22 protein-coding genes are annotated in these 21,873 nt (G+C 30.9%); 20 read left to right on the forward strand and 2 right to left on the reverse strand.

Translation table 11 applies throughout. The features are described from left to right. The first annotated feature begins 161 nt into the window (after nt 1-161). The 13 genes from MPF19_RS05255 to MPF19_RS05315 all read left to right on the forward strand — a co-directional run bounded on the left by MPF19_RS05255 (nt 162) and on the right by MPF19_RS05315 (nt 14,366). Entirely contained in the window at nt 162-1,820 is a 1,659-nt protein-coding gene (locus tag MPF19_RS05255) for an acetolactate synthase large subunit (RefSeq protein ID WP_249987076.1), read from the forward strand. A gap of 4 nt (nt 1,821-1,824) precedes the next feature. Further along, nucleotides 1,825-3,192, forward strand: a complete 1,368-nt coding sequence (locus MPF19_RS05260; protein ID WP_249987077.1) for an NAD-dependent succinate-semialdehyde dehydrogenase — start codon at nt 1,825-1,827, stop codon at nt 3,190-3,192. Between the two features lie 18 nt (nt 3,193-3,210). After that, nucleotides 3,211-4,155 (forward strand): aldo/keto reductase, encoded by a 945-nt coding sequence (locus MPF19_RS05265; RefSeq protein ID WP_249987078.1) that lies wholly within the window; start codon nt 3,211-3,213, stop codon nt 4,153-4,155. An 88-nt stretch (nt 4,156-4,243) separates the two neighbouring features. Further along, entirely contained in the window at nt 4,244-5,743 is a 1,500-nt protein-coding gene (locus MPF19_RS05270) for a BCCT family transporter (RefSeq protein ID WP_249987079.1), read from the forward strand. 13 nt (nt 5,744-5,756) lie between these two features. Beyond that, entirely contained in the window at nt 5,757-6,386 is a 630-nt protein-coding gene (locus MPF19_RS05275) for an alpha-ketoglutarate-dependent dioxygenase AlkB family protein (RefSeq protein ID WP_249987080.1), read from the forward strand. 256 nt (nt 6,387-6,642) lie between these two features. After that, the gene (nfsB, locus tag MPF19_RS05280) at nt 6,643-7,308 is read left to right on the forward strand and encodes an oxygen-insensitive NAD(P)H nitroreductase (RefSeq protein ID WP_249987081.1); all 666 of its coding nucleotides are present in this window, start codon (nt 6,643-6,645) and stop codon (nt 7,306-7,308) included. Between the two features lie 20 nt (nt 7,309-7,328). After that, nucleotides 7,329-8,336 carry a zinc-binding alcohol dehydrogenase family protein gene (locus tag MPF19_RS05285; RefSeq protein WP_249987082.1) on the forward strand — a complete coding sequence of 336 codons (1,008 nt, stop codon included), beginning with the start codon at nt 7,329-7,331 and terminating at the stop codon, nt 8,334-8,336. Nucleotides 8,337-8,366: 30 nt separating this feature from the next. After that, nucleotides 8,367-8,843 (forward strand): cupin domain-containing protein, encoded by a 477-nt coding sequence (locus tag MPF19_RS05290; protein WP_249987083.1) that lies wholly within the window; start codon nt 8,367-8,369, stop codon nt 8,841-8,843. Between the two features lie 120 nt (nt 8,844-8,963). After that, nucleotides 8,964-9,254 carry a putative quinol monooxygenase gene (locus tag MPF19_RS05295; RefSeq protein WP_249987084.1) on the forward strand — a complete coding sequence of 97 codons (291 nt, stop codon included), beginning with the start codon at nt 8,964-8,966 and terminating at the stop codon, nt 9,252-9,254. A 376-nt stretch (nt 9,255-9,630) separates the two neighbouring features. Then, nucleotides 9,631-10,701: a ComEC/Rec2 family competence protein gene (locus MPF19_RS05300; RefSeq protein ID WP_249987085.1), complete on the forward strand. Its 1,071-nt coding sequence runs from the start codon at nt 9,631-9,633 to the stop codon at nt 10,699-10,701. Next, nucleotides 10,691-11,788: a trypsin-like serine protease gene (locus MPF19_RS05305; RefSeq protein WP_249987086.1), complete on the forward strand. Its 1,098-nt coding sequence runs from the start codon at nt 10,691-10,693 to the stop codon at nt 11,786-11,788. The genes MPF19_RS05300 and MPF19_RS05305 overlap by 11 nt, the downstream gene beginning before the upstream one ends. Then, nucleotides 11,781-12,236 carry a hypothetical protein gene (locus MPF19_RS05310; protein WP_249987087.1) on the forward strand — a complete coding sequence of 152 codons (456 nt, stop codon included), beginning with the start codon at nt 11,781-11,783 and terminating at the stop codon, nt 12,234-12,236. Before MPF19_RS05305 ends, MPF19_RS05310 begins: the two co-directional genes overlap by 8 nt. A 6-nt stretch (nt 12,237-12,242) precedes the next feature. Further along, nucleotides 12,243-14,366 carry an AAA family ATPase gene (locus MPF19_RS05315; RefSeq protein ID WP_249987088.1) on the forward strand — a complete coding sequence of 708 codons (2,124 nt, stop codon included), beginning with the start codon at nt 12,243-12,245 and terminating at the stop codon, nt 14,364-14,366. A 460-nt stretch (nt 14,367-14,826) separates the two neighbouring features. Here the strand turns inward: MPF19_RS05315 and MPF19_RS05320 are convergent, their stop codons facing one another. Further along, nucleotides 14,827-15,423, reverse strand: a complete 597-nt coding sequence (locus tag MPF19_RS05320) for an NAD(P)H-dependent oxidoreductase (RefSeq protein ID WP_249987089.1) — start codon at nt 15,421-15,423, stop codon at nt 14,827-14,829. Nucleotides 15,424-15,516: 93 nt separating this feature from the next. Between MPF19_RS05320 and MPF19_RS05325 the strand changes: the two genes are divergently transcribed. The 7 genes from MPF19_RS05325 to MPF19_RS05355 all read left to right on the forward strand — a co-directional run bounded on the left by MPF19_RS05325 (nt 15,517) and on the right by MPF19_RS05355 (nt 21,143). Next, on the forward strand, nt 15,517-16,419 hold the full coding sequence (locus MPF19_RS05325; protein ID WP_249987090.1) for a LysR family transcriptional regulator: 903 nt from the start codon (nt 15,517-15,519) through the stop codon (nt 16,417-16,419). Nucleotides 16,420-16,589: 170 nt separating this feature from the next. Then, entirely contained in the window at nt 16,590-17,153 is a 564-nt protein-coding gene (locus MPF19_RS05330; protein WP_249987091.1) for a Crp/Fnr family transcriptional regulator, read from the forward strand. A 67-nt stretch (nt 17,154-17,220) separates the two neighbouring features. Beyond that, nucleotides 17,221-17,832, forward strand: a complete 612-nt coding sequence (locus MPF19_RS05335; protein ID WP_203395078.1) for a short chain dehydrogenase — start codon at nt 17,221-17,223, stop codon at nt 17,830-17,832. 52 nt (nt 17,833-17,884) lie between these two features. Next, a complete protein-coding gene (locus tag MPF19_RS05340) occupies nt 17,885-18,601 on the forward strand; it encodes a DUF1349 domain-containing protein (RefSeq protein WP_249987092.1) in 717 nt (238 codons plus the stop codon). Nucleotides 18,602-18,857: 256 nt separating this feature from the next. Continuing rightward, entirely contained in the window at nt 18,858-19,301 is a 444-nt protein-coding gene (locus MPF19_RS05345) for a hypothetical protein (protein ID WP_203395079.1), read from the forward strand. A gap of 138 nt (nt 19,302-19,439) precedes the next feature. Continuing rightward, nucleotides 19,440-20,336 (forward strand): flavin monoamine oxidase family protein, encoded by an 897-nt coding sequence (locus MPF19_RS05350; protein WP_349666063.1) that lies wholly within the window; start codon nt 19,440-19,442, stop codon nt 20,334-20,336. Nucleotides 20,337-20,348: 12 nt separating this feature from the next. Next, entirely contained in the window at nt 20,349-21,143 is a 795-nt protein-coding gene (locus MPF19_RS05355) for a cation efflux transmembrane domain-containing protein (RefSeq protein ID WP_203395080.1), read from the forward strand. Nucleotides 21,144-21,189: 46 nt separating this feature from the next. Here the strand turns inward: MPF19_RS05355 and MPF19_RS05360 are convergent, their stop codons facing one another. Then, entirely contained in the window at nt 21,190-21,573 is a 384-nt protein-coding gene (locus tag MPF19_RS05360) for a winged helix-turn-helix transcriptional regulator (protein WP_203395081.1), read from the reverse strand. Nucleotides 21,574-21,873 lie beyond the last annotated feature (300 nt).

Raw genomic sequence — 21,873 nt, forward strand, 5'->3', positions numbered from 1 at the left:
CAAACCTTTAAAAGTACATGATTATCCGTTTTTTGTACCTTAACAAAGTGTAGCTGTACTATTATTTTTGAATATTGTTAGACATATCAAAAAATAAAACAGGCTTAAAAAGCAAATTAAATACTTTAAAGGGATTGTAAAACCAAACATAAATCCACAAAATGAAAACAACAGACTTATTTATTAAAGCATTAGAAAATGAAGGTGTAGAGTACATTTTTGGACTTCCGGGTGAAGAAAATTTAGATTTTTTAGAGTCTTTAAGACAATCGAAAAAGATAAAATTTGTTTTAACAAGGCACGAGCAAGGAGCAGGTTTTATGGCGGCAACTTACGGACGACTTACGGGTAAACCAGGTGTTTGTTTATCTACATTAGGTCCTGGCGCTACAAATTTAGTGACACCAACTGCTTATGCGCAATTGGGGGCAATGCCTATGGTTGTTATTACTGGTCAAAAACCAATTAAAACTAGTAAGCAAGGGAAGTTTCAAATTATTGATGTTGTAGAAATGATGCGACCATTAACCAAGTTTACAAAACAAGTAACCCATGGCGCTCATATTCCCTCTATGGTTCGCGAAGCTTTTAGGCTTGCTCAAGAAGAAAGACCAGGTGCGGTACATATAGAATTACCAGAAGATATTGCCAAAGAAGAAGTAGACAACCCTACTATTTTTGATGTTGTAGATTCTAAAATTCCGAATGTGAATTCAGGGGTAGTTAATCAGGCAGTTTCTTTAATTAAGGAAGCAAAACAACCTTTAATTTTAATAGGAGCAGGAGCAAATAGAAAACGAGCAAGTGTAGCATTAACCAAATTTGTTGATACTATTGGTATTCCTTTTTTTAATACACAAATGGGAAAAGGAATTATTAATGAAGAAAATCCGCTATACCTTGGTACTGCCGCTTTATCAGCGAACGATTTTTTACATGAAGCTATTAATAAAGCAGATTTAATTATAAACGTAGGGCATGATACCATAGAAAAACCACCATTTTTTATGCATCCTTCGGATAAACGAAAAGTAATTCATGTTAACTTTTTTCCTGCGGAAATTGATGAAGTTTACTTTCCGCATTTAAACGTTATTGGCGATATAGCGTATAGCATTGAAGCTTTTACAGAGCAATTAAAATCGAATGCAAATAGTTGGGATACAGATTGCTTTATGAGTATTAAAGAAAATGTATCGTCGCATTTAGCTAAATATGAGAATGATGATCGTTTTCCTATTTTACCGCAACGCATGGTTAAAATAACACGAGATATTCTACCAAAAGATGGAGTTGTTACGTTGGATAATGGTGTTTATAAAATATGGTTTGCAAGAAATTATCCTGCTTATCAACAAAATAGTTTATTATTAGATAATGCTTTGGCTACAATGGGTGCTGGTTTATCATCGGCAATAATGGTGAAAGAATTGTTTCCAAATAAAAAAGTAATCTCTGTAAATGGTGATGGTGGTTTTATGATGAATTCGCAAGAACTCGAAACTGCAACACGTTTACAATTAGATTTGGTAGTTATTATCCTTAGAGATGACGCTTATGGAATGATAGAATGGAAACAAGAAGGCGACGGATTTACAAAATATGGTCTAGATTATGGGAATCCAGATTTTGTAAAATATGCCGAAAGTTATGGCGCAAAAGGATATAGACCAACCTCTGTAGACGATTTTAAAAACATATTACAAACAGCATTAAATGCTAAAGGAATTCAGGTTATAGAACTTCCTGTAGATTACTCTTTAAATCATAAAATATTAAATGTTCTGTTAAAAGAATATTCAGAAAACACTAAAAAATAAAATTATGGATACTACAATAATCATAAATCCTGCAACAGATGAAAAAGTTGCTGAGTACAATAGAATATCAGTAGAAACAGCAAAAGATAAAATTGCAACTGCTAATAATGCTTTCCAAATTTGGAAAAAAGAACCCATGGTTAACCGTGCTAAATTAATGCACAAATTAGCAGATGTTTTAGATAAAAATAAAGAGGAGTACGCGCAATTAGCTACGAGAGAAATGGGTAAAACCATTGGTCAGTCTAGAAAGGAAATTGAAAAATGTGCTTGGATTTGTCGTTACTATGCTGATAATACCAAAGATTTATTAGCCAATGAAACCGTTAAAACGGAGGCTTCAAAAAGTTACGTTACGTTTCAACCAATTGGGGTTGTTTTGGCTGTTATGCCATGGAACTTCCCATTTTATCAAGTCATTCGTTTTGCTGCACCAGCTTTAATGGCTGGAAATACAGGTGTTTTAAAACACGCTTCTAATGTTCAGGGTTGTGCATTCGCAATTGAAGATGCTTTTAGAAAAGCAGGTTTCCCAGAAGGTGCTTTTACAAATTTAAACCTAAGTGCTAAATATGTAAAAGATGTTATAGAAGATAAAAATATTGTGGCTGTTACACTAACAGGAAGTGATCCTGCTGGTCGTTCTGTAGCTTCCATTGCTGGTCAGAATTTAAAGAAAAGTGTTATGGAGTTAGGTGGAAGTGATGCTTATGTTATTTTAGATGATGCTGATATTGATAAGGCTACAGATTTAGCAACTTTAGGGCGTTTACAAAATAACGGTCAAACTTGTATTGCCGCAAAACGTTTTGTGGTGTTGGAAGCTATTTATGATGAATTCTTAGCGTCTTATATAAAGAAAATGAAAGCTGCAAAAATGGGAGAACCTACAGACGAAACTTCTTATTACGGACCAATGGCAAGAAAAGATCTTAGAGATGAATTGCACGAGCAGGTTCAAAAAACAATAGCTCAAGGAGGTAAATTAGTTTTGGGAGGTGTTATTCCAGATAGAATAGGTGCTTATTATCCTGCTACTATTTTAGCAGATTTAAAACCAGGAATGGAAGGTTTTGACAACGAATTATTCGGACCTGTTGCTTCTGTAATTAAAGCAAAAGATGAACAAGAGGCAATAGCATTAGCTAATAATTCTCAATTCGGATTAGGTTCAGGAGTGATTACGAGTAATCCTGAAAGAGGAGAAAAAGTTGCTTTACAACTAGAAGCTGGAAGTAGTTTTGTAAATAAATTAGTGGCATCTGACCCTAGATTACCTTTTGGAGGAATAAAAAATAGTGGTTACGGTAGAGAGCTTTCTGGCTACGGAATTAGAGAATTTGTAAACACAAAATCTATTTGGATTGATTAAAGTTATAATATTTTAAATATGAAAAAAATAAAAATAGGAAATACAGATTTAGAAGTATCTCGTATTAATTTTGGTGGAAATGTTTTTGGTTGGACATTAGATGAAAAACAATCTTTTAAAATTCTAGATACTTTTGTAGGAGCTGGATTCAATTTTATAGATACTGCCGATACTTATAGTTGGTGGGTAAATGGAGTTGGAGGACAATCTGAAACAATTATTGGTAAATGGATGAAAGCTCGTGGTAACAGAGACCAAATAGTTATTGCTACTAAAGTAGGATCTGAAACAAAGGAACATCCGAATGATATTAGTAGAAAACACATTTTAAAATCGGTTGATGAATCTTTAAAACGTCTTAAAACAGATTATATAGATTTATATTATACCCATTTTGATGATCATGTAACACCTGTAGAAGAAACGTTATCTGCTTATGACGAAGTTATAAAAGCAGGTAAAGTTAGGCATATTGCTGCTTCTAATTTATCACCAGAACGCTTGTTAGAGTCTTTTAAAGTTTCAGAAGAAAATAATTTACCCAAATATGTTGCTTTACAACCGCATTATAATTTAGTGGAGCGCAAAAATTATGAAACTCAATATGCTAATATTGTTGAGGAATATGGTTTAAGTGTAATGACTTATTATTCTTTAGCAAGTGGTTTTTTAACGGGTAAATACCGTTCTGAAGATGATTTAAAGAAAAGTGTACGAGGTGAAGGTGTAAGACAATATTTAAATGCAAAAGGTTTAGGTATAATTAAAGCTTTAGACACTATATCTGAAAAACACAATAGTAAACCTGCAACGGTATCTTTGGCTTGGTTACTAGCAAAACCAAACATTGCTGCTCCAATTGTTAGTGCTACAAGTGAGCATCAACTACAAACGTTGTTTGATGCACCAAAACTAAATTTAGATTCAGAAGATTTAGAGCTTTTAGAAACTGCTAGTAAATAAGTTTCTAAATTTTAAATATCTACAGAGAACAAATACTAAGGATTAGATTTTATATGCTAATCCTTACTTTTGTTATTAAAAATCTTTAATGCTCAAATACATTCAAAAACATTCCATTTTATCTATTTCTGTAGGTATTATTTTTCTATGCACTTTAGTTGTGTTTTTTGCAACCGAAGCAAGTTATAATGCTATTGAAAGTGTCTCATTATGGGTTCGGAATTATTTTGGATACTTTTATTTGTACTTAGGTTTTGGTTGTGTTGTAGCATTGTTATTAGTTGCATTTTCTAAATACGGAAACATAAAATTAGGTAAAGCATCTTCTAAACCAGAATACTCATTATGGTCTTGGATTGCTATGTTGTATAGCGCAGGAATGGGATCTGGTATTTTGCTAAGAGCCGTGCAAGAGCCGGTTTTCATGCAACAAAACCCACCTTTTGCATCTGGTGTATCCAATGAAACTGTTGCGTTAGAATTCACGTTTTACCAATGGGGAATTACAGCTTGGGCATTTTACGGATTATTTGCCGTTATTGTTGGTTATGCCTTACATGTCAAAAAAAAGAAAGTCAGAATTAGTGCCACTATTGAAGATCGTATTAAAAGCAAACCGATAAGAGCAAGTGTAGATATTATAACTATTATCACCACTATTTTTGGATTAATTGCTGCTATTGGTTTGGGTACGACTCAAATTAATGGTGGATTAAATCACGTTTTTAGTGCAGATTTTGGACTAATAACAACTATAATTTTGTGTGTTTTTATTTCTACAATAGCATGTTATTCTGCTTGGCAAGGCGTTAATAAAGGGATTAAAATATTTTCTAAACTAAACATTATTGTCACTTTGGTTATTTTGTTATTCGTTTTTTTTACCAGCGATATGCAAAGCATTGTGGTTTCTTTTTTTACTGCTTTATATCATTACATTATCGACTTTATACCAATTAGTTTGGCCATTGGAAACTATAATCCAGGATTAGAGTTTTTAACAGGATGGACCTTCTATTATTGGGCGTTTTGGTTAGCTTGGGCACCTTTTACAGGTATATTTATTGCGCGTATTTCTAAAGGAAGGACGATAAGACAGTTGTTATTAGGCGTTTTAATTATTCCAAGTTTAGGAACTTTCTTTTGGTTTTCGGTTTTTGGAACGTCAGCTTTTCATTTAATTGAAGCTTGGGGCAGTTACGATAACCAATTCGGGAATGTATTCTCATCTATTTTTGTGTTTTTTGAACACTATCCATTCGCAACATTTTTAAATATAACCTCTATATTTTTATTAATCAGTTTTTTAATAACTTCTGTCGATTCTGCTGTATTCGTACTAAGTATGTTTACTGATAAAGGGTCTAAAAACCCAAATAAAACGCATCGTGTAATCTGGTCTGTTTTTATCCTATTAGCAACCATTGCTTTAATCCTTTTAGGGAATATTAAGGCAAATGTCAATGTATTGGAGGCTGTGCAACGCTTGTTAATTATAACGTCTTTACCGTTTTCATTTTTCATCATTATTATGTTTGGCTTTTTTGTAAAAGATCTTAGAAAAAACCGACTAAAAGTCAATAATTAAGAAATGGATTATTATGGAATCATTCAATCAAATAAATTTGTTTTCGACTAATGAAGTTCTAAAAACTGAATTTGATTTACCTGGTGCTGCTGTAACTTTATTTGAGAATTTCTTTTCAATAGAAGAAAGCGATAGATTGTATAATAGCCTTTTAAAAAACACCAATTGGGAGCAAGACCAAATGGCTATATACGGTAAACAAATAGACTTACCCAGACTTACAGCTTGGTATGGCGATACGGATTTAGAAGTGGCCTATGTTGGAAAAACAACAAAACTACGTCCTTGGACTTCGGAGCTATTAAAAATCAAACAACGCTTAGAGCAGGAGGTAGACATCAAATTTACACGCTGTTTACTTAATTATTATAGAGATGGAAAAGACAGCGTAGATTGGCATCAGGATTATGATGCAAACCAACGCAAAAATACGGTTATCGGCTCAGTTACTTTTGGAGAAACGAGACCTTTTCAACTAAAACACGTAACTCGTAAAGATTTAAAACGGTTAGACATTCCTTTAAAACACGGTAGTTTGTTACTAATGCAAGGTGCTACTCAAAATAATTGGAGGCATAAAATTCCGAAAACAACAAAAAAAATAAGACAACGAATAAACCTAACTTTTAGATGGGTTGGATAAAACTAAAATGGTATTAAAAAAAGATTAACTAAAGTTAAATGTACGTTGTGCAGTTTGGAAATTGCTTATTATCTTTTTTATGAAAACTTTAGGAATTACCTTTAATTATACCGCTATTCCCTGTTTTTATACATTAAATTGGATTGATTTTCTGGTTATTTTTGTACTATCATTTATGACCGTTATTGCGAGGTTTTAATACTATACTTACTTTTGTCACTATAAAAATGATAGTTAATTAAAAAAACATATAAAAATGAATTTACAAGACACATTAAACTGGAGATACACTACGAAGGAATACGACACAACCAAGAAAATATCTGATGCAGATATGGCACAAGTTAAAAATTTATTAAGAATGAGTCCTTCAAGTATAAACCTGCAACCTTGGCATTTTATCGTTGCTGAAACTACAGAAGGTAAAGCACGTATGACAAAAGGAACACAAGGCTTTTTTCATTTTAATGAACCAAAAATAACGAACGCATCAGCTGTAGTATTGTTTTGTTCAAAAACAAGCGAAGGTGCAGATGACACTTTTTTTAAACACCTTTTAGAAGTACAGGATAAAGACGGAAGATTCCCTAATGAAGATATAAAAAACGGAATGTACGGTGGAATGAACGCTTTTGGAGACATTCATAAATATGATTTAAAAGACTATCAACATTGGATGGAAAAGCAAGTATATCTTAACATTGGTAACTTTTTATTAGGTGTAGCTAGTTTAGGTATCGATGCAACACCAATGGAGGGTATTGATGTAAAAGCTTTAGATGAAGAATTCGGATTAAGAGAAAAAGGATTTACGTCTTTAGTAGTTGTTTCTTTAGGATATAGAGCAGCATCAGATTTTAATTCGACGGACAAAACTCCAAAATCTAGATTACCACAAAGTGAAATTATCACTGTAATATAATTGCAAAAATTTTAATTCAGATGAAAGCAATAGGATACAAAGAGAATTTACCAATAGACAATGTAAATTCACTAGAAGACATAGAAATAGCGACTCCAAAAGCAACAGGAAGAGATATTTTAGTAGAGATTAAAGCCATTTCGGTAAATCCTGCAGATTACAAAGTACGCGCAAATATGCCTGTACCGGGTGACGATTGGAAAATTATAGGTTGGGATGCAACAGGTATTGTAAAGGAAGTTGGAGAAGATGTCACTTTATTTAAAGTTGGTGATGAAGTTTGGTATGCTGGCGATTTTACACGTCAGGGTAGTTATGCGCAATTTCAGGTCGTAGATGAACGCATTGTTGGGAAAAAACCAACAAGTTTATCGTATGCTGAAGCTGCTGCCTTACCATTAACATCTCTTACTGCTTACGAAATGTTGTTTGATAGATTAGAGGTTTCTAAAGATGATGCAAATAAATCTATTTTAATAATAGGAGCAGCTGGAGGCGTTGGTTCTATAATGGTGCAATTAGCTAAAAAGCTAACAAAACTGAACATTATTGCGACTGCTTCTCGTGAGGAAACTACCGATTGGTTAAAAGAATTGGGTGCAGATACAGTTATCAATCATAGAAATAAATTGAGCGAAGAGTTTGAAAAGTATAGCCTTCCTGCGCCAGAATATGTGGTAAGTTTAAATGCGACTGAACAACATGTAGATGAAATTGTAAAGCTGATTAAACCACAAGGTAAATTCGGCTTTATTGATGATCCTAAAGTGATGAATGTGATGCCTTTTAAAGGGAAAGCAGTTTCTACTCACATTGAGTTAATGTTTACACGTTCTATGTTTCAAACGGAAGATATGATAGAACAACACAACATTTTAAACAAAGTTTCCCAATTAATAGACAACGGAACAATTAGAACCACTTTAGGTGAAAACTTCGGAATTATTAATGCTGAAAATTTGCGTAAAGCACACGCTTTCTTAGAAACAGGTAAAGCAAAAGGTAAAATAGTTTTAGAAGGATTTTAGACTCAATGAGTCAAATTATATATACATAAAATGAATTTCAAATCAATTATAACAGCAGTAGCTGTAACTGCATTATTTGCAAGCAACACAGCAAATGCACAAGTAAACACCATAGATTCTGTAGCAACATCAAAAGTGCAACATTTCAATTTTGATGATATGGTATCGAAAACTATTGGAGAAGGAATCAAACGTAAGTGGTTTCACGGAGAAAAAGGACAAATGACTATTTTCAATTTAGAGAAAGATGCGCATATTCCTTGGCATCAGCATCCAAATGAACAGATTACTTATATAATGTCTGGTAAAGTAAAAATCAAAACTATTATTGATGGTAAAGAAATATTTGTAGAAGTTGGAGCAGGAGAAGTAATTGTTTTTCCTGAAAATGTACCACACGAATTTTGGGCTTTAGAAGAAACTGTAGATTTAGATGTACACGTTCCTGTACGTCAAGATTGGTTGTCTAAAGAGCTTCCTGACTATTTAAAGAAAACTAAAAAATAGAGATCATATTTCAGCAGATTGGTTGGCTTTTCAATCCAAATTAACTGAGAAGAGAACGTTAAATTAGGCAGTAAAGCCATCTAAATGCTGTAATTTTGTTACCATAAAAATAGACAAATCATGAGTAAAATAACTGTTGTTGCTAAAATTGTAGCCAAAGAAGAAAATAGAGAATTGGTTAAAACCGAATTACTAAAATTAGTTGCCAGTAGTGTTAAAGAAGCGGGTTGTATCAACTACAACTGCCTTCAAGACAATGACGACGCTAATACATTTACAATGTATGAGAACTGGAAAGATGCAGAGGCACTTACTTTACACGCTGCAACGCCTCATTATGTAGCGTTCCAAACTGCGACCAAAGATGCTATTGCCGGATTTGCAGTGAATAAAATGACTATGCTTGCATAATTAAAACAAAATTTAATTTGAAAACGGAGCTTTTGCGACCAATGTGAATACATGGTCCAAAAGCTCTTTTTTTTTGGTTAATGTTAGTTGGTTTTTGGAGCTATTTCCAGCTATCCGTTACAATCTTTTGGCAAGGCTAAAAAACGCCTTCTCAAAAGGATTTTCACTTCTATCTGGGCTAGGGATTTTGGGGTTGTAGGAATACTATTTTAACATATGTTTGTTTTGCTCTGATATACGTAATAATTTTCATTGTTTTATCTTACATTAGCGTAATGAATAAAGTGTCATACTTGTGACACATGTACACCCAAAATCGTGTGGCTTTGTAAGGTTTTGTGATACATCTATACAAGTTATGTCTAATTTTAAAAATATGTCAAGAATTCAAACTGAATTTACTATTCTCGCTGCATATAATGGGGATTCAATTCTAATAAAGACATTTGATGAAAATAAAGATGATTTTATAATTCTTGTAGATGGTGGAACTCCGTCTACATTTGATTATTCTCTTAAAAAAAATCTAAATGGAATTAGTAAAATTAACCTTCTTGTATTAACTCATATAGATTCCGATCACGTTGGAGGACTAATCAAATTTTTTAAAAACAGCTTAATCAATAAAATTGAAATTGATGAAGTTTGGATAAACCAACCTAATAGTGATTTGAATAAAAACGCAAATGAAAAAGCGTTAATTAGTGTTCGTCAAGCCGAAAACTTAAAGGCTTTAATTATAGAAAAGAAACCATATTCTAAGATACGTGAAATTACTATTGCTGATAATGTAATAAATATAAAAGGACTTGAATTTACCATACTCTCTCCAACTGTTGAAATAAAAGATAAGTTTTATGAGGTCTACGAAAAAGAAAAGGTATCATTAAATCAAGAAAATTTAGAAGTTAATATATCTTTAAGTATAGCAGAGTATTCAAAATCATTAAAAGAATTAAATAAAATAGATTTTAAACCTGACTCTTCAATTAATAAGGATATATACAACTCTTCGTCTATTGCTTTCGTATTAAAATGTCCAGATGTTAATCTTTTATTATTAGCAGATTCTAGAGCTGAAATAATTACCAAAAGGTTAAAAGAATTAGGTCATAATATAGAATCTCCATTGGAAGTAGATTATGTGAAAATTTCACATCACGGAAGCTTAAATAATACATCTCAAGAATTATTATCATTAATAAAATCAAGTAATTATTTAATATCAACTAATGGAGGAACAGCAAGCCATAAACATCCAGCAAGAGAAACTATAGCGAGAATTGTGCATAAAACAAATAGAGACGAGAAACTATTAAATATTTACACAAATTATAAAATTACAGACATAAAAATTAGGATTGGCGAATTCGTAAATGAGAATGATTTAGAAGAAGGTAATTGGAATATTGAACATAAAAATACTTTTACAAAAAATGACATATAATGACCCAGAAAAATATTGTGTACGTGTAAAATGTAATGGCAATATAGGAAGTGGTGTTTTAATAGCTGGAGAAACCACCTTTTATGTATTTACTGCTGCTCATTGTTTAGGAAAAAAAGAACCAGAAATTGAAGATATTTTAATTGAAAAACAAAACGATTATAAATCAGTCTTTGAAAACATTAAGATTGTTGCAGTTAAAGAATTTGATTACGATAAGGATTATGCACTAATTGAAATTGATTTCCAAAGAGAAGATAGGCTGTTTTATCAATATAATTTAGCTCACCAATTCATTGCGCAAACGGATGTTAAATTCTGTGGTTATCAAGGAGTAAACAATGGTGAATACAGACCTTTCCCAAGTAAAATCATAACAATAAGTGATTCAAGTAATTGCTTTAAAATAAAATTAACTGAAGGAGAAACTTTTCACCAAGGTGGTGAATTTGGTAGACATATAGCAAGTGGATTATCTGGTAGTGGATTATTTACAATTAGACATAACACACCGTTTTTGATAGGGATTTTAAACTCTGTAGTTGAAGAGCAGGCATGGAATAATGATATAAATTGTTGTTCTGTTCATCACATAGAAAACTATTTCAAATCTTATATCGATTTATCTGATTTGAATGAATTAAGAAGTTGGACAGAAAATTTAGAAAAAACATATATAGAAAAAGAAATAATAGCTTTTAAGGATAGTAAAAGTGATTTTTTTGAAAAACTAAATAGAAAAAACAAAGTTATATACTCAGATATTGAAAAAGCAAATTCTATTACTACTAGACAAATAAAAAGATATTTATCAATGCTTCAAAATATTAGATTATTAGAAAATGAAGCTCCGCATTTATATATAAAATTTAAATCAATTGTAGCGAAGTATGTGAATTTAGTAGAAGAAGATTATACAAGATCGGTTAACAAAAATAATGAAGCTTTAGATTTAAAACAAACTTTACAAAATAGACTTAAAGATGAATTAGATTTTTTACCAATAAAAATGGATATAGATTTTGCTGATTTTCAAATAATAGAATGGTTAGGTATGTGCACTTTAAACTTTACGAAAAATGATTAACATAATATTAGACGAAAAAAAAACCTCAGTTTCTATAAAATACAATGCATATTACAAGCTTGTTATGTTACTCTCCATCATTAACTATTGTGGCAGAAGCAATAAAGCTAGTTTACAATTAATTCATTTAGTCTTTTGGAGTTTACGAAATGATAAAAACTATCAAGTACTCTATGATTTAAAAAAGGGAACTAGAACTACGTTAACTCCTTGGTCATTTGAATTTGGTATTGAAAAGGTTTTAGCTTTAGGTTATATAGAGGAATACATTCAAAAGAAAATAGTGAGTAATACTCTAGAAATTGAAATCACCGAAAAAGGCATAGATTTATTGAAATCGATTACTGATTATGAATTATTTCAAGAGGAAATAGGTAAAATAAAAAAGATAGGTAGCATACCTAAGGCAAAATTAAATAGAGCTAATAATAATTGGAAATTAATATAAATAAATATGTTTAAAATAAATAAATTAAGAGTTGAAATCTTAACTTACAAAAGTGAAACTATAGATGATTTATATGGTTTTGAATTTTCTTTTAATCAAGGCTTAAATATAATTGCAGGTGAAAACTCAAGAGGTAAAACAACTATAAACTCTTGTATATTTTACGCTCTTGGAATGGAAGAGTTATTGGGTGGGTACAATAATAAAGCACTTGACAAAGCTTTAAAAGATACATTTGTTATAAAAACAGATGTAATTGGAGAAGAAAAAGAAGGAGAAGAAACAGGTGTAAATTATAAGGTTAAGAATTCTAAAGTTTTTCTAGAAATAGAAAATGAAAAAAATGAAATTGTATGTTTAGAGCGCGCTATTATAGCCTCTAAAAAAAACGATAAGCAATCTAATATAACAATCTATAAATCAAAATTAGACAATATTGATGAAGATACTGTAAAAGGAGTTTTCTTCGTTAATGGTAGAGGGAATAATGATGATCCCAATGGGTTTTACGAATGGTTTAAAGATTTTATAAATTTAACTGTCCCAGAAGTAAGTAATAGTAATGCTAAGTCAGACTATAGCCCCTTATACTTACAAATGATATTTTCATCAATATTTATTGAACAAACTAAAGGATGGTCAGATTTTTTCGCGACAATGCCTTATTTTGGAGTTACTAAACCTAAAGAAAAGGTTATCGAATTTCTTCTAAATCTAGATGAAATTAATATTTCTACTAAAAGAGATACTTATAATAAAGAAAAAAATAGCATTGTAGATAATTGGAATAAAACCATTAAAGCATTTTCTTATTTAGAAAAACAAAATAATGCTATAATAACTTCACTTCCTGAAACTATTACTAGTGAAAAAAAAGAAATCCAAAGAATATCATCAAATTTTCTAATTGGTGAGGATGAAATCATTGGATATAATGAATATTTAAAGAATACAAAAGATTTAATTTTTATTTTAGAGAATAAACCGTTGGCTACAATAGAAAGTAAAAAGGAAGAAGTACTTATTAAATACGAAGTAGCTAAAACTCAATACATAGATTTAAATAGGTATATTGAAGAGTTTGACAGCAAACTAGATATTGAAAAATTACAAATTAAGAATATTAATTTTCAACTAATTGATATTAAAAAAGAAATTAAGGAACATACAAACCTAATTAAAGTATTCAATAACAATCTATTTGATAATAAAAAAGAAAGTAAGTGTCCAACTTGTACACAAATTATAACCGAGGACATTATTTCCAACAATGACATTACAATTCCTCAATTATCTTTAGAGGAAAATAAAAGCTTTTTAAACAGTCAAAAATTAATAATAGATTCAACTCTTACAAGTCTAACTAATACTATTGAAGAAAAAAATAGTTTGTTATTATATTTTAAAAATACTTTAAGAAATAAAGAAATTTTGTTAAAATCACTTTCTAAAGATTTAATCGCAGATGATAGAGCTTTGTCTGAATCTGAAGTTGTTCAAAAAATTCAATTACAACAAGAAGTCGAAAATTTGAATCAATTTGATTTACAATTAAATGAACTTAAGGAAGAGCTAATTAGTTTATCTAATAAGCATCATAATATTCTTATAAAATTAGATGGTCTTGAACAATCTGATGATGGAGAAAAACTGAAAAACTTTGAGAGAAACTATAAAGATTTACTTTTTTCATTTGGTTATGATAGTAATTTTAAAAACCAAGTTTCAATTAATAGAAAAGAACCATTTAAATATTTTTCAGTTTATAAAAGAAGTGCTGATGATAAGCAACCTCAATCAATAAGAATTAATTCTTCTGCCTCAGATTTTGTAAGAAATATTTGGGCTTACACATTAGCCTTACGCAATAATGGCAAAAACCATCCTGGATTAATTTTATTTGATGAACCAGGGCAACACAGAACAAAGTTAAGTAGTTTAAAAGCACTGTTTGAAAAAGTTTCAAAAGAGAAAAATAAACAAACAATTATTTTTACTTCTATTGATAAACCTTTGAATAATGATGAAAAAGAAAAACTAGATTTGGATGAAATAATTAAAGATTTAGAAAAAGATTCATACCACCTAATTAAACTTGGTAAACATAAAGTAATCAAGTCTCTTAATTAGAAAAAAAGCTACATATTACACTGTACATAAAAATACAAGCGAAGTACTACTAAATATAAGGGTTTTGGCATCCGTCCAATCGAATATTACCGCAGTTTCAACGCTTCGTTAGCGCAGAATTGCATTCTGTGCCCGCAAACTAATTCCGTTATTAGATAATACAAAGCACCAGTAATAATAGTTTAAAATCAAATCCAAAACTCAATAAAAAAGTGACTCATTGCACTTGATTGCCACGTTCCTCGCAATGACCTTGATTGTGGATGCTCGTTGTGTATGCGTGTGTGCCATTCTTGCAGAATGACAAACTAGGTAGATTTAAAATCCATCCGATTTATAAAATAGTACAATTGCAAAATCGAGCGAAGCAAATAATCAATAATAGATTTCGGCTTCGCTCGATTGCATACTAAAAGTTGTTTTATAAATCTAAAAATCAACTTTTAGAAAGTCAAAGTAATTACATCTTCAAAGTAATTTTGTTTAAAAAGCCACTATAATTTTCTAACTCCAGCGGTACATCTGCATTTTTTTCCATATCGTGAAAATGGTGTGTACCTATCAATTCCATACCTGTAAAAGCATTCATTCTGTGAAACCCAAACATAACCCCTTCATCAACACTTTTTTGATCGAAAAACTCATTTTCTAAGGTAAAAGCTGTTTTGGGTGCGTTCCAACTAGTGGTGAGTATGTATTTTTTTCCGTGCATCAATCCACCAGTTCCGTAGTTGATATCTGGATTTGTTCTGCTTCTTCCGTCGCTTTTATAAATTCCGTTTTGGTGACCTTCTGTAAAAACTTCATCAATATATTTTTTGAAACCAAATGGAATCTGAAACCACCAAATAGGGGTGTAGTAAATAACGATATCTGCCCATTTAAATTTTTCTACTTCTTCCTTTGCATCATAATTGTCACCAACCTGAGTAGATTTTACAGCAAAATTCTCATTTGAATCAAAGTAACCCATTGTATTATTGAAAAGTGTTTCGTTAAATCGACCTCCAGAATGTGCAAATGGATGACTTCCATTTATTATAAATATATTTTTCATCTTTCTTTGTTTAATTATGGGACAAAATTAAGTTGATTTTTTGTATTGTAAAAATAATACAAATCATACCTCTGTATTATAATATTAATAGTTATGGTCAATTTAGAATGGTATAGAACGTTTAAAGAAGTATATGAAAACGGCACTTTAACTAAAGCGTCAATTGCTTTATATTCATCTCAACCTGGTGTTAGCGTGCACTTGAATGCCTTAGAAGTCTATATTGGGAAAAAATTATTTGAACGCACTTCGAGAAAAATGATTCCTACGGAGGATGGAAAATTTTTATACGAATACATTATAGAATCGCTGAACAAGTTGGAAATTGCCGAACAGCATTTTAAAAGAACAACGCAAGAAACAAATCCTTCTATAAATATTGGCATGTGTTCTGAGATGTTCCAACTCATTATTGAACCCGAAATTCCGAAGTTGGATTTTGACTTAGTGGCACGATTTGGTGCTCATACCGATTTAATAAAAGACTTGAATAATGGCATTTTAGATTTAGTAATTACGCCCAGAAAACAAAATGATAAAAAATCGCTGGTGGAGTATGTCCCTTTTTCGAAAGAAAGAATTATTCTCATTGCAGGAAATAAAACGGATATAACCGAGATAAAAAAGCACATCGAAGCTAATAATTTGAATGCCTTAGAAGCGGAATTATTGAAAAATAGTTGGTATAGTTCCTCCAACGAAATGGAGCATTTTAGGCGTTTTTGGTTTGAGAATTTCAATAAAAAACCTTCTTTTAAACCCAACTATATTTTGCCTAATATTACTTCTATCATTCGATGTTTATCTAATGAAAACGGATTGGCATTAGTGCCTGATTTTCTATGTCAAAAGGAGATTTCGAATAAAGAGATCAATTTAGTTTGGGAAGGAAAAGTAAAAACCGAAAACACCTTGTATTTTGCCTCAAGAACAGATTTGAAATACAAGAAAGAACTAGAGGTGCTTCGAAATATATTTACAGCAAAGATGAAGTAAACACAATAATATATTTAAAGATTTTCATTGTTTTATCTTACATTAGCATACTAAATAAAGTATCATAGTAGTGATATATATGCCCCCATAATTGGTTAGCTTTGTATGGTTTTGTGATACATATAAACGAGTTGGCGGTAATTTGAGCATACCAAACATCAAAGAAAGAAATGAAAGAATATTTAAAATCATTTAATTTATTTACCGACATAGAGATTAATGATTTCTTGAATTTATCTCAAACTATTTTATTAAAAAAAGGAGATTTATATATTAATAATAATGAAATTTGCGACTCTATAGCTTTTGTTAAAAGTGGAATTTTTCGTTCTTATTATTTTTCAAATAATGACGATGAAATTACCTATTGTTTCACTTTTCCAAATAAATTATTAATGGCTTATTCTTCATTTATTTCACAAAAAAAATCTGAAGAAAATATTCAAGCTCTGACAGATGCTGAAATAATTTCAATACCAAAAGCTACTTTAGAAAATTTAGCCAAATCAAATAGTAATTGGTTGCGTTTTTTGAAAATTATTGCTGAAAAAGAATATGTGGAATTAGAAAAATGGATATTTAATCATCAAAAAGATAAGGCTCAACAACGCTATTTAGATTTAATTACAACGCAACCTGAATATATCAAAGAGATTCCACTACATTATATAGCTTCTTACCTAGGCGTTACACAACGTCACCTAAGTCGAATAAGGGCTAATATTACGTATTAGACAAATGTCCTCTTCATAAACCTTTAGTGCTTCATAAATTTGCATATAATTTAAAAACAGATATTATATGAAAACAATAATTTTAATTGGAGCAAACGGAAAAATGGGACAAGCAGCTTTAACTGGTCTTGGAAAACATAAAATTATAACCGCTGGACGTTCTGCTGATAGCTATGACTTTCAAGTAGATATTACAAGCGAAGCATCATTAAGGAAATTATACGAAGATGTTGGTCATTTTGATGCTGTTGTAAACACTGTTGGTGTTTGTGAATATGCAAATTTTACTGAAATGACCGAAGAACAATGGATGAGTACCATTTTAAGTAAAATGATGGGACAAATAAACATTGTACGTATTGGTCAAGAATATATTGCAGATAAGGGGTCATTTACTTTAATAACAGGAATTTTAAATACGAAGCCTATACCTTTTGCAATTGCAGATGCTACTACTAGTGGAGCTATTGATACATTTGTTAAATGTGTTGCTTTTGAAATGCCAAGAGGAATCCGAGTAAACTCAATAAACCCAACTGTTTTAGAAGAGGCTTGGGATGTTTATGGTGAAATGATGCCTGGTTTTGAACCAGTTCCTGGTAGATTAGTTGGTAAAGCTTTTGAACGTTCGGTTGATGGGTTTATTACTGGTCAAGTGCTTTTTGTTGATGCTTATTAAAAACCACTATCAACAATAGTACCCCTTATAATTAATGATAAATAAATAATAAATGATGAAAAAAATATGGATGAACATGCTATTTGTAATTGCAATACTGAGTAGTTGTAATAGCAAACCAACAACAAGTAATAAAAATACCCCTGAAATTTCTAAAGGGGAAGAGTGTAATATAAAAGTATCGGGAATTGAGTTTACCAAATCGATTAACAATGCAAAAGCGACAACCTCTATTGAAGGAGATAAATTAACACTTAAAAGTAATGCTAAATGTGATAATTTTAATGATCCAGATGGAAAACTGTCTAACAATTCAGCTCCAGTTTTACTAACAAAAATAGACAATACGAAACCTTTTACATTCACCTCTAAAGTTACTCCAACATTTATAGACACCTATGATGCAGGTACTATGTATATATATTTAAATCCTAAATTATGGTTTAAATTTGCTTTTGAGTTAGATGAACGAAAAAAAGCTCGTATTGTAACTGTTAGAACCATCGAAACGTCGGACGATAATAATCACGATGTGATTGATACTACAAGTGCTTATATGAAAATTTCTTCGGACGTAAAGACAATTGGTTTTTATTATTCACTAGATAACAAAAAATGGCAGCTTGTTAGACTCTTTAAAAACGATTATCCGGCTGAATTGTGGGCAGGATTCGGCGCTCAATCTCCTATTGGTAAAGGAACCAGTGTGATATTTGAAGAATCTTCTTTGTTACAAAGTAGTATTGCTGATTTTAGAATGGGTATTTGAGACAACTATATATAAAATAAATGTTGATACTGAAAAACGCATTTGGACTTATGAATCTATAATGAATTACAAACTTAAGCCGTATATAATTTATTGCTAAGTCCTCACAAACTTTCGAAAGTTTGTGAGGACTTTTTATTTAGTTATTATTTACTAAATTAGTTGTTTAAAACACAAAACAACCATATAAAAACACGTTGTGGTTAATACAAACAACGACAGCGAAATGATATTATTTCCATTCAAAAAAATGGTAATGAAATCACGACAAGAAATTGTAGTTTTTGAAGGGGATTATTTTAAAGCACTTATTGAAAAATTACGAGTACAAATTCCCGAGTTCGACATTAATAGTTCAGATAATGAAATTTTATTAACTAGAAACGACAGCGATTTTGTAGCCTTTATAAACCTGTTAAACGAGCGCATAAAACGGATAGACCCAAAAATTATTATAACGCTAACTAATTCTGGCGTGCAGTTTCATAAAGAATACACACATTACAAAGTCAATAAATACTTACGAAAACCAATTATACAATGTCCAATTTGTATGTCTTCTATATGGAGCATATTTACCTTTTGGATACCGATACTTTATTGGTTTGGTTTTAGCTGGCCAATTGTATATTTAGGAATTGCAAATACGTGTATACTAGCCTGTGTAAATAGGTTGGTATTTTCTAGCAGCCAACAATAATTTAACGTTAATTATAAAAGCTATTGTATTTTTACGATAGCTTTTTTTGCTTAAAATGTATTAATGAAAGAAAAAATTATAATTATAGGAGGTGGGTTAAGCGGATTAACGTTAGCTTATTTATTATAAAAAAGAGGAATAGAATCAAAAATTTTAGAAGCATCTTCAAGAGTAGATGGAAGAATTAAAACCATAAAAGGAGCATTAGAAACACCTTTAGAGTTGGGAGCAACTTGGTTTTCGGATATGCACCAGAATTTATTGTCGCTTATAGATGAATTGGGCTTAGAAAAATACCCACAGTATTCAAAAGGGACTTCGTTATTTCAAACCAAATCATTTAAACCACCGCAACAGTTTTTTGTTCCCGAATCTGAAAACCCTTCCTATCGTTTAAAAAGCGGAACACAAAAACTTATCAATACATTAGCTCAAAAATTACCTTCTAAAAATATACGTCTGAATACAAAAGTTGTTGGTATTACTGAATTTAATAGTGATCTAATAGTTCTAACTTCCAATGGAGAAAAACTTTATGCAGATAAAGTTATACTCTGTTTACCACCACAATTAGTAGGTTTAAAAATGAAGTTTTCACCAGAATTACCTGATTCTATTTCTGAACTATTGCCAAGTGTTCAAACTTGGATGGCAGGTGCTATAAAATTTGTGTTAGAACATGAAGAACCTTTTTGGAGAAATAAAGGCTTTTCTGGAATGTTGTATAGCCACTCAGGAATTGTTACAGAAATGTACGATCATACGAATTTTGAACAAAACAAATTTGGCTTTACAGGCTTTTTAAATGGAGGAGCTGTATCTTATCTTCAAGAAGTAAGAAAGGAATTTGTATTATGTGAAAATCAAATGATACAAAGACCACATCAAAACAATGGACATTCATCATTACAAGATAGTTATATGAATGGAAAATTATTGTTTTCAGGAACAGAAACAGCTACAGAATTTGGAGGATATATGGAAGGTGCGGTTATTTCTGCTTTAAAAATAGCAGAAAAGTTATCATCTAATTAAGTCATAAACAGAATGAATAAAACAATATTTGAAATAACCAAAATGGATTGTCCTTCAGAGGAAAATCTAATCCGTATGAAATTAGACGGAATTGCAAGCATTGCAAATTTAGACTTTGATATTCCAAATCGAAAATTAACCGTTTTTCATAACGGAGAAATGGACCAAATCGAAAAGTCTATTAGCGAACTGAATTTAGGAGGAAAAAAAATAGCAACTGAACAAACCAATCAAACGGAATTTAAAGAAAATGCAAATCAGAAAAAGCGACTTTGGTCTGTATTGATTATCAATTTCGTCTTTTTTATTATCGAAATGACAACAGGAATTTTCTCAAAATCAATGGGACTTGTAGCGGATAGTTTAGATATGCTTGCCGACAGTTTTGTTTACGGAATTAGTTTGTTTGCGGTTGGCGGAACTGTAATTAAGAAAAAACGGATTGCAAAACTTGCAGGATATTTTCAAATTACACTTGCTGTTATTGGTTTTGTAGAAGTTTTAAGAAGGTTTTTTGGAGACGAGAACCTACCCAATTTTTCGACTATGATTATTGTTTCTATTTTTGCCCTTATCGCAAACGGAATTTGTCTTTATATTTTGCAAAAATCAAAAAGTAAAGAAGAAGCCCATATGAAAGAGAGTATGATTTTCACCTCCAATGATGTGATTATTAATTTGGGCGTTATAATAGCTGGAGTTCTCGTTAACTGCTTGCACTCTAGTAAACCCGATTTAATTATTGGTACAATTGTTTTTATTTTGGTAGTTCAAGGAGCCATTAGAATTTTGAAATTGAGCAAGTAAACGGATTTTATAACACTTGCTATATCAATAATTAGGTTGCAACCATTTATTCTTCAAAAATAAACTCACCTTTTGTTTCTGCTGCGTGTAAACCCCATTCTACAATTAGGTTTAAGATAGGGGTAAGGGTTTCACCAAATTCGGTAAGCTTGTATTCTACTTTTAAAGGTGGTTTTTTAGTGAACACTTTTCTACTTACGATGCCATCCGCTTCTAATTGCTTCAATTGTAAACTTAAAGTACGCTCAGTAATTCCCGGAATTTCCTTTCGCAATTCGTTATAGCGTTTTTTATCACCAATTAAATGAGTAAGAATTACACTTTTCCATTTTCCGCCTATAAGTTCCATTGCTGCACTGGTTGGGCAAAACGATATTTTATCGTTGATCTTAATCTTTGGCTTTTTTTCAAACAGTTCTTTTCTGTCCATAATGATATATATTTATGAAAGCAGCATACGAATATGTACGCTCTTTTTAATAGATTCTTTTGCAAATTTAATGGACTTTAATTTAGTATGCAACTATATTTTGTATAGTAAAAAAAATAATACTTAAAATATTGATTTATAATTAACTATAAAATTATTTTATACTATACTTCTTGACCGTTATTGCAAGACAATAATACTATACATACTTTTGTCACTATAAAAATGATAGTATAACGAATCAACATATAAATATAACAAAAATGAATTTAACTGAAATTTTAAACAACCGCTATTCCG

The organism is Polaribacter sp. Z014, assembly GCF_023555435.1.
Lineage (GTDB): Bacteria > Bacteroidota > Bacteroidia > Flavobacteriales > Flavobacteriaceae > Polaribacter.